This is a genomic window from Mycobacterium sp. IDUB_39, from assembly GCF_055419205.1.
In genome coordinates this window covers 670,547-683,973 of record NZ_JBVAXF010000003.1, presented here as the reverse complement: position 1 = coordinate 683,973, position 13,427 = coordinate 670,547, and the positions used below count along the sequence as shown (strand labels likewise).

At 66.1% G+C, this 13,427-nt stretch carries 12 protein-coding genes; 10 read left to right on the top strand and 2 right to left on the bottom strand.

Annotated features, from left to right (window positions below; genetic code table 11):
• The first annotated feature begins 37 nt into the window (after window positions 1–37).
• On the top strand, window positions 38–379 hold the full coding sequence (locus ACZY0X_RS15240; protein ID WP_463771614.1) for an ArsR/SmtB family transcription factor: 342 nt from the start codon (window positions 38–40) through the stop codon (window positions 377–379).
• Window positions 380–389: 10 nt separating this feature from the next.
• On the opposite strand, the gene ACZY0X_RS15235 is transcribed toward ACZY0X_RS15240, so the two are convergent.
• Together ACZY0X_RS15235 and ACZY0X_RS15230 are read right to left on the bottom strand one after the other, a co-directional pair.
• Window positions 390–1,433 (bottom strand): peptidylprolyl isomerase, encoded by a 1,044-nt coding sequence (locus ACZY0X_RS15235; protein WP_463771520.1) that lies wholly within the window; start codon window positions 1,431–1,433, stop codon window positions 390–392.
• A gap of 36 nt (window positions 1,434–1,469) precedes the next feature.
• Window positions 1,470–2,348, bottom strand: a complete 879-nt coding sequence (locus ACZY0X_RS15230) for a peptidylprolyl isomerase (RefSeq protein WP_463771519.1) — start codon at window positions 2,346–2,348, stop codon at window positions 1,470–1,472.
• A gap of 174 nt (window positions 2,349–2,522) precedes the next feature.
• On the opposite strand from ACZY0X_RS15230, the gene ACZY0X_RS15225 reads away from it, so the two are divergent.
• The 9 genes from ACZY0X_RS15225 (at window position 2,523) to ACZY0X_RS15185 (ending at window position 13,370) form a co-directional block, all read left to right on the top strand.
• Entirely contained in the window at window positions 2,523–3,185 is a 663-nt protein-coding gene (locus ACZY0X_RS15225; RefSeq protein ID WP_241399343.1) for an MBL fold metallo-hydrolase, read from the top strand.
• On the top strand, window positions 3,186–4,460 hold the full coding sequence (gene hisS / locus ACZY0X_RS15220) for a histidine--tRNA ligase (protein ID WP_463771517.1): 1,275 nt from the start codon (window positions 3,186–3,188) through the stop codon (window positions 4,458–4,460). It abuts the gene before it with no gap.
• A 259-nt stretch (window positions 4,461–4,719) separates the two neighbouring features.
• Window positions 4,720–5,400 (top strand): GntR family transcriptional regulator, encoded by a 681-nt coding sequence (locus ACZY0X_RS15215; protein WP_463771516.1) that lies wholly within the window; start codon window positions 4,720–4,722, stop codon window positions 5,398–5,400.
• Between the two features lie 13 nt (window positions 5,401–5,413).
• Entirely contained in the window at window positions 5,414–6,916 is a 1,503-nt protein-coding gene (gene tcuA / locus ACZY0X_RS15210) for an FAD-dependent tricarballylate dehydrogenase TcuA (RefSeq protein ID WP_463771514.1), read from the top strand.
• Window positions 6,917–7,062: 146 nt separating this feature from the next.
• Complete coding sequence (locus ACZY0X_RS15205; RefSeq protein WP_463771512.1) at window positions 7,063–8,724, top strand: thiamine pyrophosphate-binding protein; 1,662 nt, start codon at window positions 7,063–7,065, stop codon at window positions 8,722–8,724.
• Between the two features lie 14 nt (window positions 8,725–8,738).
• Entirely contained in the window at window positions 8,739–10,142 is a 1,404-nt protein-coding gene (locus tag ACZY0X_RS15200) for an MFS transporter (protein ID WP_463771510.1), read from the top strand.
• Window positions 10,139–11,473: an MmgE/PrpD family protein gene (locus ACZY0X_RS15195; protein WP_463771508.1), complete on the top strand. Its 1,335-nt coding sequence runs from the start codon at window positions 10,139–10,141 to the stop codon at window positions 11,471–11,473. Before ACZY0X_RS15200 ends, ACZY0X_RS15195 begins: the two co-directional genes overlap by 4 nt.
• A 1-nt stretch (window position 11,474) precedes the next feature.
• On the top strand, window positions 11,475–12,470 hold the full coding sequence (locus ACZY0X_RS15190; RefSeq protein ID WP_463771507.1) for an asparaginase: 996 nt from the start codon (window positions 11,475–11,477) through the stop codon (window positions 12,468–12,470).
• A gap of 3 nt (window positions 12,471–12,473) precedes the next feature.
• Complete coding sequence (locus tag ACZY0X_RS15185; protein WP_463771505.1) at window positions 12,474–13,370, top strand: polysaccharide deacetylase family protein; 897 nt, start codon at window positions 12,474–12,476, stop codon at window positions 13,368–13,370.
• Window positions 13,371–13,427: the final 57 nt, after the last annotated feature.

The following is a 13,427-nucleotide window of genomic DNA, read 5'->3' as shown; positions in this document are numbered from 1 at the left end:
GCATCAAACCGATTTCGGGGGAGTGTGGGCCGTGACACTGCGTCACGCTGACGGTGTCGGCACCGTCGACCAGGTCGAGGCCGTGGCCGTTGCCGGTGTGCATCAGATCCTCGCGGCCCTCGCCGATCCGGTTCGGTTGGAGATGATTCGCAGGCTGATGAACGCGGGCAGGCCGACGCAGTGCGCATTGCTCTACGACGGCATCAACAAGTCGACCGCGACGCATCATTTCAAGATCCTGCGAGAAGCAGGCCTCACCGAGCGGCTGGCGATCGACGGTCAGATACACCAGCGACTTCGGGTAGATGATGTCGAGGCCGCGGTGCCAGGCCTGCTGAAGTCCGTTGTGGGGAAGGCGAACCGCGAGGTCGCCGGCTGACCGAGCCGGCTCAGTCCAGACGCACCGATTCGATGGTCACCGCATTCGACGGCGGCCCGTCGTCGGTGCCGTTCGCGACTGCCGCGGCGGCGACATCGTCCACCACCGCCAGCCCCGTCTCGTCGATGGTGCCGAACACGGTGTACGTCGGCGGGAGCGCCGAGTCCTGGTAGACGAGGAAGAACTGGCTGCCGTTGGTGCCCGAGCCCGCGTTGGCCATCGCAAGTGTGCCGCGCGGGTACAGCATCGCCTGTTGCAGAGCTGGATCGCTCATCCGGTACTGGTTCGTCGGGTACTCGTTGGGGAAGCGGTAGCCGGGGCCGCCCGTGCCCTTGCCGGTGGGGTCGCCGCACTGCAGAACGCCCAGCATCTCCGACGTGGTCAGGCGGTGACAGGGGGTGTCATCGAAGTACCCCTGTTGCGCGAGGCTGACGAAGCTGTTGACCGTGCACGGTGATTTGGCGTTGTCCAGCTGCAGGCCGATCGTGCCGTCACTGGTGACAATGGTGGCGTCGACCGTCGCCGGGGTGGTTGGAACCTTGCCGGCGCGGGGCGGCTTTGTCGGCTTGCTGGCCGCCTCGGTTGTGGCGGGGTACTGACAGTTCGCGCCCAGCGTCGCCGGCGGGGCGAACGACGGCAGGGGCGTCTCCGGCAGCGGTGCCGCGGCGCCCGACGGGTAGTTAATGAAGAAATCGCCCGAATCTCCTGCGAGGCGAATCGCTAGCGCGGCCAGCACGACCACCACCACCATCGCGATGGCTGCGAACGCCGTGATCAGGTAGCTGATCACCAGCCCGGCGACCGCGAGACCATGGCCTCCCTCGGGACGGCCACCCTCGCCGCTGCGCCTGATCTGCGACAGCGAGATGTGGCCGAACAGAATGCCCAGCGGCGCAAACAGAAACGCGAAGACCATCGAGGCGATCGCCAGGCCGTTTGTCGGCTGGGGCCCTCCGTAGCCGCCGCCCGCCCCGTAGTGGGGCGGGGGCGGCGGGTAGTACTCGCCCGATGACGGCAGCGACGGGTACTCCTCGGGTGCCTGCGGCACCGTCATGTCAGCGTCATGTCAGTGGTTCGCCGCAGAAGTCGATCAGTCCAGCGCCACGGACTTGATCTGCACCGGCTGCGCAGGCGCGCCGTCGCCGGCACCGCCTTCGACACCGGCCGCGGCGATCTTGTCGAGGGTCGCCAGCCCGGTCTCGTCGATCGTGCCGAAGACCGTGTAGTTCGGCGGCAACTGCGAGTCCTGGTAGACCAGGAAGAACTGGCTGCCGTTGGTGCCTGGTCCGGCGTTGGCCATCGCCAACGTCCCGCGCGGATAGATCACGGGTTGCGACAGCGCTGGGTTGTCGGGCTGGTACTGGTTCGTCGGGTACTCGTTGGCGAACTCGTAGCCCGGGCCGCCGGTGCCCTTACCTGTCGGGTCACCGCACTGCAGGACGGCCAGACCGCCGGTGGTCAGGCGGTGGCACGGGGTGTCGTTGAAGTAGTTCTGCTGCGCGAGGCTGGCGAAGCTGTTGACCGTGCACGGGGCCTTGGCGTTGTCCAGCTGCAGGCCGATGTTGCCCTGATCGGTGGTCATGCTGGCGCTGACCTGTGCAGGATCGGTCGGGACCTTGCCGGTGCGCGGAGGGTTGACCTCCCTGCTCGCGGGCTCGGCGGCGGGGTACTGGCAGTCGGCGCCGAGGTCGGCGGGTGCGGCGAACGGGGGCAGCGGGGCAATCCCAGGGGGTGTGTCGGTCGCCGATGACGTCGCCGGGGTTGTGGTGGACGCTGACGCAGTGGTGCTGTCGGAGTCGCGATTGGTGACGATCACGGTCGCGACCACCGCCACGACCACCAGGATCGCGCCTACCGCCGAACCGACGATGGTGAAGAGACGCTTGCGCTTCTCCAGGGCCGCTCGGCGCTCCAGCTGCCGGTCGAGCTTGCGCTTTGCCGTCGCTCTCCGCTGTTCGTTGGTCGGCACCGCCGCACTCCATTCTCGTGGTGGTCATTCTCGTGTTGGCCTAGTCGCCGGTACGGCGACAGTGCTGAACCCGCCGTGTCGGCGACATCAGCGCATAGTCGGCACCGAGTGTGCCAGCAGATGCTGAGTGCGGGTGGCGCGACTCGCAAAAACAGGAGGTGGGAAACTGGGGATGTGTTTGTCACGGGTTTCCCGGCGGGGTGGTTGCAGTGCAACTGCTACGTGCTGGCGCCCGGCCAGGGGGCCGACGCGATCATCGTCGACCCCGGCCAGCGGGCGATGCCGCGGTTGCGCAAGATTCTCGACGACAACCGGCTGACCCCCGCGGCCGTACTGCTGACGCACGGACACATCGACCACATCTGGTCGGCGCAGAAGGTCGCGGACACCTACGGGTGCCCGGCCTTCATTCATCCCGAGGATCGGGCCATGCTGACCGACCCGATAAAGGGATTTGGTCCGCGGCTGGCGCAGTTCGCCGTCGGCTCGCTCTTCGGCGAGCCGCGTCAGGTGGTCGAACTCGACCGCGACGGCGACAAGGTCGAACTTGGCGGGATGACCGTCACCGTCGACCACACGCCGGGTCACACCAGGGGATCGGTGTGCTTCCGGGTGACGGACGGGCCCGTTGACCTGACGTTCACGGGTGACACGCTGTTCAAGGAGTCCATCGGCCGCACCGATCTCGACGGCGGCAGCGGCCGCGACCTCATCACCTCGATCGTCGAGAAACTGTTGGTGCTCGACGATGCCACCGTGGTACTACCGGGACACGGCCCGAAGACGACCATCGGCGCCGAACGCCGTTTGAACCCATTCCTCGAAGGTTTGTCCTAGATGACACAGTTTCAGGCGCCCAAGGGCGTTCCCGATTACCTGCCGCCCGAGTCCGCGCAGTTCGTGGCCGTGCGCGACGGTCTGCTCGACGCCGCCCGACTCGCGGGCTACGGCTACATCGAACTACCGATCTTCGAGGACACGGCGCTTTTCGCACGCGGTGTCGGCGAGTCCACCGACGTCGTCTCCAAGGAGATGTACACCTTCGCCGACCGCGGCGACCGGTCGGTGACGCTGCGGCCCGAGGGCACGGCCGGGGTGATGCGGGCGGTTATCGAGCACGGCGTGGACCGTGGCGCGCTGCCGGCCAAGCTCTGCTACTCGGGTCCCTTCTTCCGCTACGAACGGCCGCAGGCCGGGCGGTACCGCCAACTTCAGCAAGTGGGTGTCGAGGCCATCGGCGTTGACGATCCGGCTCTGGATGCCGAGGTTATCGCCATTGCGGACAGCGGATTTCGGTCGTTGGGGCTCGACGGTTTCCGGCTCGAGATCACCTCCCTGGGCGATGACACCTGCCGGCCGCAGTACCGGGAACTGTTGCAGGAGTTCCTGTTCACCCTCGATCTGGACGAGGACACTCGCAGGCGGGCCGAGATCAACCCGCTGCGGGTGCTCGACGACAAGCGTCCCCACGTGCGGGAGATGACCGCGAACGCGCCGTTGATGCTCGATCACCTGTCAGAGGTGGCCAAGGCGCACTTCGACACCGTGCTCGCACATCTCGACGCGCTCGGGGTGGCATATGTCATCAACCCGCGGATGGTGCGGGGGTTGGACTACTACACCAAGACCACATTCGAGTTCGTGCACGACGGGCTGGGCGCGCAGTCGGGCATCGGTGGCGGCGGTCGCTACGACGGGCTGATGAAGCAGCTGGGCGGACAGGATCTGTCGGGCATCGGATTCGGGCTGGGCGTCGACCGCACGGTGCTGGCGCTGAAGGCCGAGGGCAAGGTCGTCGGTGAGACGGCGCGCGTCGACGTGTTCGCGGTACCACTCGGATCCGCCGCCAAGCTCGAACTGGCCAAGCTGGCCGCACAACTGCGTGCGGCGGGTGTGCGGGTCGACCTCGCCTACGGTGACCGCGGGCTCAAGGGTGCGATGCGTGCCGCAGACCGTTCGGGTGCGTCGCTGGCGCTGGTGGCGGGGGACCGTGACATCGAGGCCGGCACCGTGGGCGTGAAGGATCTCACCAACGGTGAGCAGGTGGACGTCGCGACCGATGCTGCCGTCAGTGCCGTGCTGTCCCGGCTGGGAATGGTCCGCCTGGTCTAGGACGCGGTCCGGCCCTCTCTACTCGCCGAACGTTGGTTACCGCCACGCTCGAGCGAGGTTTCGCGTGACACAAGCCGACACTCGGCGAGTGTCGTGCTGTCCTTTTGAGCCTCGGTGGCCCAACTGAGCCTGTGCTCCGCCGCAGATGAATGGGTCACTCATTCCCGAATTCGACTCGGCTGACATAGGACTCTTGCATATCTAGGAATGCGGTCGCATTCAGTGGTACTCTACTGGGGTGCTGAGAGAGGGGGAGTCCATGGACCAGATTGAACTGCCAGGAAAGAAGCCAATCGCCGACGAGTTGTACGAATATCTCCGTCTGGCCATCATGCGAGGTGAGTTCGCAGCGGGAGAGCGGGTGGTTGAGGAGATCGTTGCCGCGCGGGCCGGTGTGAGCAGGACGCCTGCGGGGCAGGCGCTGCGCCGCCTCCAGTCGGTCGACCTTCTCCGCGCCTCGCCCCAGGGGCTGGTGGTCAACGAGCTTTCGATCGACGAGCTAGCCGAGGCATGCACGGTCCGCGACGCACTGGAGGCTCTTGCAGCACAATTGGCGGCCTCCTCGCGTTCCGAACTCGATCTCGGTCTGCTTGACGAACTCAACCGCCAATTCGAGTCGGCCATAGGTGGCGACATCGAGTACGTGCTCGAGCTGAATCACGCGTTCCACGACGCGGTATGGGATGCCGCCCGCAACAACTTCCTGAAGCGCAACCTGCTCCACACGCGGTCGATCATCGAGCGCCTGGACTCGACAACGCTTCGCACCGTCGAACGGCAGCGGGAGGCGCTCGCCGAGCACCAGGCGATTGCCGCGGCCATCGCTAGCAGGGACCCAGATGCCGCACACACGGCGGCGTTCGACCACTTCCGCAAGGCGACGTCGATTCGCATCATCTCCCAGCGCACATCCGTGTACCGCTCACGCGGCCAAAACTGAACCGGAGAACCACATGTCTGATCCCGCATCATCATCCACTGTCGTCGACGTCATCGTCGTCGGCACGGGCAACGCAGGATTTTGCGCCGCCCATGCTGCGGCCGAGGCCGGCGCCACCGTCCTGATGCTGGAGAAGGCGCCGGAAGCGCAGATCGGCGGTAACACGTACTACACGGCGGGCGCCATTCGCACCACTCATGCCGGTCCTGAGGATCTTGCCGCATTGATCGATGACGACCAGGGTTGTGGCCCAGTGGAAATCGAGCCGTACCCCGCGAGTGCATTCGCCGAGGACATGCGTAAGACGACACACGGGCGATGCGACAGCGAGCTGGTTGACGTGCTGGTGTCGCAGATCGCCGACACGCTGCGCTGGATGCGTGGACTGGGCATGCGGTTCTGCCTGCAGTACGAGCGTCAGTCCTACGAGATCGAAGGGCGACACCGCTTTTGGGGCAACCTCCCCCTGGCTGCACTTGGGGGTGGAAAGGCCATGGTCGCGACGCATCGCGCGATCGCCGAGCGGCTTGGCGTCCGTATCCAGTTCGAGACTCCGGTCGATCGCCTGATGCAGGACGAATCGGGCCGCGTGGTTGGGGTTGGCTCGGGAAATCGGGAGTTCCTTTCACGCGCCGTGGTTCTGGCCTCGGGCGGCTTTCAGAGCAGTGCCAATCTGCGCGCGCAGTTTCTCGGCAAGAACTGGGACCTCGCCAAGGTCCGGGGGACGCCCCACAACACCGGCACTGCACTGATGGCGGCCGTGGCGGCCGGCGCTGCACCCGTGGGCCACTGGAGTGGCGCGCACGCCGTCGCATGGGATGCGAACGCGCCCGAGACCGGGGACCCTGAGTTGACGAATCGCTATACGAAGCAGTCGTATCCGCTGAGCATCGTGGTGAATGTGGAAGGTAAGAGGTTCCTTGATGAGGGTGCGGATCTCCGGAATTACACGTACGCCAAGTACGGTGCGGAGATCCTGCAGCAGCCCTCGGCGCGTGCGTTCCAGATCTTCGACGCCAAGACGACGCCACTGCTGCAGCGAGCCGAGTATGAGGTCCCCGGCGTGACGAAGTTCGAGGCGAGTTCAATCGCTGAGCTCGCCAGGCGGATGGGCGTCGACGAGCACGCGCTGGTCGAGACGGTAGAGACATACAACGCGGCTGTGCGACCGGGCGCTTTTGACCCCTCGATCAAAGACGGCGTCAGTACCGACGGAATCGTGCCCCCCAAGAGCAACTGGGCACAGTCGATCGACGTGCCACCTTTCCACGCCTACGGCGTTACGTGCGGGATTACCTTCACGTTTGGCGGTGTGCGCATCGATCCATCCGGGCAAGTCCGGATGGAGGACGGTGAGCCGATGGCCGGGCTATTCGCGGCGGGCGAGACCGTCGGCGGGTTGTTCTATCACAACTACCCGGGTGGCAGCGGTCTGGCTGCCGGTGCTGTGTTCGGCCGGCAGGCGGGCCTAGCGGCGGCTCGAACTGCGGTGCTGGCCGCGCCGGTGAGCGCGTAAACGCGTCGCACTCAGTAGATCTCAGGGCTCAGGCCCCGCCTCACGGCGGGGCCTGAGCCTTTTTCGGTGCAGCACTTAACAATTGCGAATAATCGACAAACGTCAGCCATTGCATTGTTGTATTCGGCCGCATACGATTGCCGTCTATGACATGCAACACAGTGCAGCGAATCGTCGACGCACTCCACGCCGAAGAGGTCACGACAGTTTTCGCGCTGATGGGTGACGGCAACCTCGATCTGGTCAGCGAGCTGGAGCAGTCCGCGAGAATCCAGGTCGTCCACAGCTGCCATGAGCAGGGGGCGGTGGCGATGGCCGACGGGTACGCAAGGTTCTCCGGCACCCCGGGCGTCGTGACCGTGACCCATGGACCCGGAGTCACCAACACGGGCACCTCAGTGGTCACGGCGGTCAAGGCCGGCTCGCCGCTGGTGTTCATCGCACCGGACACCCCGAACGGCGACTTGGGACACCCGCAGGCGTTTGAGCAGTTTGCCTTCCTGCGGTCGACCGGCGCCCGAGTCACGGAGCTGGCCTCCCCCGACGAGGTGAACGACAGCGTGCGTGACCTGTTCGAGCACGTGCGGTCGGGCAGGGGTCCCGCCGTCCTCAACGCGCCGACCAATGTGCTTCTGACACAGGGCTCCGACGACCTCCCGGCTTACTCAAGGGCCGCTGTCGGCTCACCAGTCCCCGCGCCGAGCGCCCCAGAGGTCGACTCGGCGGTGCAGGCCCTGCGCTCGGCCGAACGGCCGGCCCTTCTCGTCGGCCGCGGCCTAGCGTTCTCGGATACCGCCGGGGTCGTCGGTGAGCTGGCCCGAGTACTCGGCGCCCCGATCGTGACGAGCCTGAAGGCGAAGGGATTCCTCGCCGACCACGACCACCACGTCGGCGTCGCCGGTGGGCTCGGCGTAGTCGCTGCGACCCAGGCGCTCGCGCAGGCGGACTGCATCTTGGTTCTTGGCGCCTCCGTCAATCAGTGGACGACCGACGGCGGCGCCGCCCTGCGCCAAACTCAGGTCATCCGAATCGATGTCGACGACCGTGTGATCGCTGCTCACGACGGGGTCGGGATCGTGGGCGACGCCCGTGCCGTGGCAGAGCGGATAGCCGCGGCCCAGAAGCAGCTCTCGACTCCTGAGCGCGCACCTTGGTTCCGTGCCGAGGAGTATCCCGAGCCGCCTCTCGACACGTATCGAGAAGACGCTGACCGGGTCCACCCCGCACGGGCGGTTGCCGCGCTCGAACAGGCGTTGCCCGAGGGGCGAATTCTCGTCGTGGACGCTGGGCACTTCGGTTCGTTTGCTCAGCAAGGGCTTTCGGTCCACTCGCCGCGTGACTACGCGTTCAGCCATGACTTCGGCGCAATCGGCCAGGGGATCGGCATCGCGATCGGCGCCGCTGTGGCGCGGCCCCGGGACCGCGTGACGGTGGTGCTCGGTGACGGTTGCTTCGTGATGAGCCTCAACGAGCTGGCCACAGCGGTCCGCTACGGCCTCGCCATCACATTCTTCGTCCTGGACGACGGAGGGTACGGCCAGGAACGCCATGCGATGACCGTCAAAGGCATGCCGAGCGGGCCGTCGGATCACCCATGGCCCGATATTGCCACCATTGCAACAGGTTTCGGCATCCCATCACTCGATGTGCGCTTCGATTCTCAACTCGCCGACCTCGCGGACTGGCTACAGGTCCAGCGAGGTCCAGCGCTCGTCAATGTCCACATCGACCCGGACGTGCAGAACCGCGCGTTTGCCGACATCGCCGATCGGCTCCGACGCGGTAGCCGGCCGAGTGCAACTGGATGAGACGGGAGCACCGCGTGCCCACCGATGGGCGACTTCACCCGACCGACGCCACCCACCACTATGAGAGAGAGCGCATCGTGCCCCTGGACGACGCATCGACCAAGGCGACACTCGTTGCCGAGACAGCTGCCCCTCCGGACATCGCCGAGGCGAAGAAGGTCGCCAAGGCAGCGTTCATCGGCACCACCATCGAGTGGTTCGACTTCTACCTGTACGCGAGTGCCGCAACGCTGGTCTTCCCGGAGAAATTCTTCCCAGGACTGGGCTCCGCCGGCGGCACGTTGGCCTCCTTCGGCACGATCGCCGTGGCGTTCATCGCGCGTCCGCTCGGCGGCCTGATATTTGCCCACTATGGAGACAAGGCGGGCCGCAAGGCCACGTTGGTGGCCTCACTACTCCTGATGGGTGTCAGCACGTGTCTCGTCGGGTTTCTGCCGACCTACGAGACGATCGGAGCCCTCGCTCCTGTGCTCCTCGTGCTCCTCAGGTTCGTCCAGGGTGCGGCTGTGGGTGGCGAGTGGGGCGGCGCGATCCTGATGGCAACCGAGTTCGCACCGCCCGACCGCCGAGCGCGGCTATCTGTCTGGCCGCAACAGGGAGTCACGGCGGGGCTCATTCTGTCCACGGCGGTCCTGCTCATCGTCTCGACCGTGATCCCGAAGGACACCTACCTCGACTGGGGTTGGCGAGTGCCGTTCATCGGCAGCATCCTGTTGATCGTGGTCGGACTCATCCTTCGCCTGCGTGTACGCGAGTCTCCGGTGTTCGTTGCCGAACTCAAGAAGCGAAGCTCCGTGGACACGCACAGCGGGCTCCCACTCCTGCGGGTGTTCCGTGAACATTCCCGCACCACCGTGCTGACCACGCTGACATACGTCGCCGTCAGCACGACGTTCTACGTGGCCTTCGTGTTCCTGTTGTCGCACGCGACGAAGGTGCTCGGCATCAGCCAGCCGGCGGCGCTGCTGGGCATCCTGGTCGCGGCGAGCGTCTATTGCGTCGGCATGCTTGTCTCGGCACGAATCGCCGACCTGTGTGGCCGCCGCCCCGCACTCCTGATCGGCCTGGTGGGCGCGCTCGTCACGACCTTCCCGATGCTGGCCATGGTGCAGACCGGCCGACCCGAGCTCTACACGGCGGGCCTGGCGCTCTTCGCTTTCATGGTCGGTATGAGCTACGCACCCATCGGCGTCTACTTCGCCGAGCTGTTCCCGACGCAGGTCCGATACTCGGGCATCACTGCCGCCAATCAAGCCGGATCCCTGCTCGGCGCCGCGGTGGCTCCGTTCATCGCCGTCGCGCTGTACCAGGCCTTCGGCATGACGGCCGTCGGGCTGTACCTCGTCGCGGTGATCGCGCTGAGCTCGGCGGCGGTGCTGTCGCTTCGCGAAACCAAGGGGTCGGAGCTCAGCAGATGATCACAGGCCACGCGATCGACGAGGTGTGTCGGAGCATCAGTTCGCTCGACGTCGACCGCCTTTCTCGAGCGACAGTCGAACGGGCCCAGACGACGCTCGCCGACACCGTCGCGGTGGCCGTGGCGGGACATCGAACTTCCGCGATGAGCAAGCTCGTCGAGACGGATCTGTCGGGCGGACTGGTAAGTCGCGGTTCCGCCGGGCTCACCGGACACGTTGCTTCAGTGTGGGGTGTCGGCAGTGCGCATCCACTGCACGCCGCCTGGCTCAACGCCACAGCAGGAACATTCCTCGAGCTGGATGAGGGGATGCGGCCCACAGGACACCCGGCGATGCACGTGGCGCCGGCGGTGATCGCCGCGGCCGAACGGCACGGTTCGTCGGGACATGCCCTGCTGCGGGCCTTCGTGGTGGGCTACGAGGTCGCCGCGCGACTGTTCCGATCGGTGCGTACCCGTCCGACAGTGCACCCGCACGGACACATCGGCGGAATCGGTGCCGCTGTTGGCGTCGCCCTCCTGTCCGATGTGGACCCGGTCAAAGCGGCCCGTGTCGCGGGAACCACGCCGATCGCTGCGACCTGGCAGGCCTGCTACGACGGCGCGACAGCGCGCAACGCGTACACCGGACACTCCGCCGCCACCGGCATTCGCGCTACGGACATGGCTCGCGCCGGCTTCCGCGGGTCCTCGAACGCACTGGCGCTTGTACTGGAGGAGTTCTTCGGCATGATCGGCAAGCCCTCGCCTGACCTCGACTTGACCCTCGATCACGACAGGCTCGCGATCATGGACAACTACTTCAAGGTGCACAGCGCGTGCGCACTCACGCACACCGGTCTGGAGGCGGCGCTCGGCCTGGCTGGCGACGGTCTCGACCCGGCCGACGTCGACCATGTCCTGGTGGAGACGGTCGAGGTTGGTCAGAAGGTCAACGTGGGTATGGCGACCGACGAGCTATCGGGCCGGTTCTCCCTGGCGTACGCCGTGGCGACCGCACTCATCACTGGACGCACCGACGTCGACGCGTTCGAGTTCAAGCCCGAGGTCGCGGAATTCGCTCGGCGGGTCGACGTTCGCGTCGACCCGGACTTGGAACGTCAGTGGCCGGAGAAGGCTACGACGCGCGTCACTGTGACGACGTTGGCAGGCACCTCCAGTTACCACGTCGAGAACGCCAAGGGGCATCCAAGCCGTCCACTCAGCGCCGCGGAGCACCGTGCCAAGTTCGTCGCTCTCATCGGAGACGACGCCACCGCCGCATCGTGGTGGGAACGATTCGCGAACTTGACAGAGCTTGACGACTGCCGTCACCTACTGACGGAGCGCTGAAGTGGCCACACCCGTGATCAGCGTCCTCGGCGTCGGCGGCACAATCGCCAACCGTCCAACGCCGGACGGGCCACGGCCCGTAGCGGGCGCCCGCGAACTCCTGGCGGTCGTCGGTGTCCAAGATGTCGAGTTCAGAGTTCGCGATGTCTTTACCCGATCATCCCGCGACGTTGGGTCCCAGGAGATTTGGCAGATCGCCATGGCGGTCCGGACCGAGATCGAGGAGGGCGCCGACGGCGTCGTCATCACGCATGGGACCGACACACTCGAGGAAACCGCGTATGGGTTGGCGCTGCTCGTCGACACCACAGCGCCGGTCGTCCTGACTGGAGCCATGCGAGCGGCGCACCTACACGGCGACGACGGTCCGGCGAACCTCCGGGCGGCGATTGCGGTGGCGCGCTGCGCTCAGGTCGCCGCCTACGGCCCCGTCGTAGTGATGCACGACGAGATTCACCTCGCCACCCTGGTGACCAAGCAGCACAGTGCGAGAGTCGCCGCCTTCACCTCACCGAGCGCCGGGCCGGTCGGCTTCGTGTTGGAGGACGAACCCGTGCTCGTGTTGGGCCCGTCGCCGCTGCTCACCCGTTTGCCGACCACGGCGCCGCCCAGCGCCACGGTGGCGATCGTCTCCGTGGTCGGCGGTGCCGGCAGGGACGAGATCGACGCCCTCGCCGAAGTCGCCAACGGTCTGGTCGTCGCAGCAGCCGGTGGCGGGCACGTGTCCCACGGGGCAGCCGAAGCCCTGGTGGAACTCGCCGCCGCTGGTAAACCGATCGTCCTTGCTAGCCGGTGTTCCGACGGTCCAGTGCTCGCGAAGACCTATGCCGGGCCAGGCTCGGAGACAGAGCTGCTCGCCGCGGGCGCCGTACGTTCGATCGTGCTCGATCCGATCAAGGCCCGCCTGCGGCTCCTGTTCGGTCTGTCGGCTGGTCTAACGCCTTCTGCGCTGTTCCCGCCCGGCGTCCGCGAACTGTCCATGATGAGGAGGGAGTGACCGATGACAGAACGGAATTTTGTCGGATACGGGGCCTGCCCACCCGATTTCACCTGGCCGAACGGTTCCAGGCTGGCCGTCAACTTCGTCTTGAACTACGAGGAGGGCGCGGAGCGCAACGTGCTCGATGGTGATCTTGACCGCGAGATACTGGTCGAGGCGAGCTACTCCGTGCCTGACGGCGATCGGGAGCTGTTCGCCGAGTCGACGTTCGAGTATGGCAGCCGCGTCGGCGTCTGGAGGGTCCTCGACGCACTCGGCGATCACGATGTGGTTCCAACGGTCTTCGCGTCGGCGCTTGCGCTGCAACGCAATCCGGATGCGACCTCCGCGTTATGCAATTTGGGGTGTGACTTTGTCGGGCACGGGTACCGGTGGATCCCTCACACGTCATTGACGGTCGAGCAGCAGCGCGAGGACATCAAGTCTTGCGTCGGGGCGCTGCGCGAGGTGACCGGACGGGCAGTCAATGGATGGTTCACGCGGCCACCGAACACCGTGCACACACGCCGACTGTTGGCGGAGGCGGGACTCTGGTACGACTCGGGCTCGGTGAGCGACGACCTTCCCTACTACGAACCCGTCGAAGGCAAGCCGTTCTTGGTAGTTCCATACTCGCTCGATGTCAATGACACCAAGTTCTATAAGGGGCAGTTCTTCACCAGCCGCGATTTCTCGACATATGCGATCGACGGGTTCGACGTGATGCTCAGGCAGAGCACCGCCCGGCCGGCCGTGATGTCGATCGGCCTTCATTCCCGAATCATCGGCCGGCCGTCCCGGCTCAAAGGTCTGCTGGATCTGCTCAGCCACGTGGGCGCTCACCGTGATCAGGTGTGGATCACGGGGCGTGATGCGATCGCCGAGTTCTGGCGTCGTGAGTTCCCCGCGGTGGTGTGAGGGGCGGTCGCGAGGGTGCGTGTCTGGCACCTGGACGCCGGTCAAACCCGCGTCAAC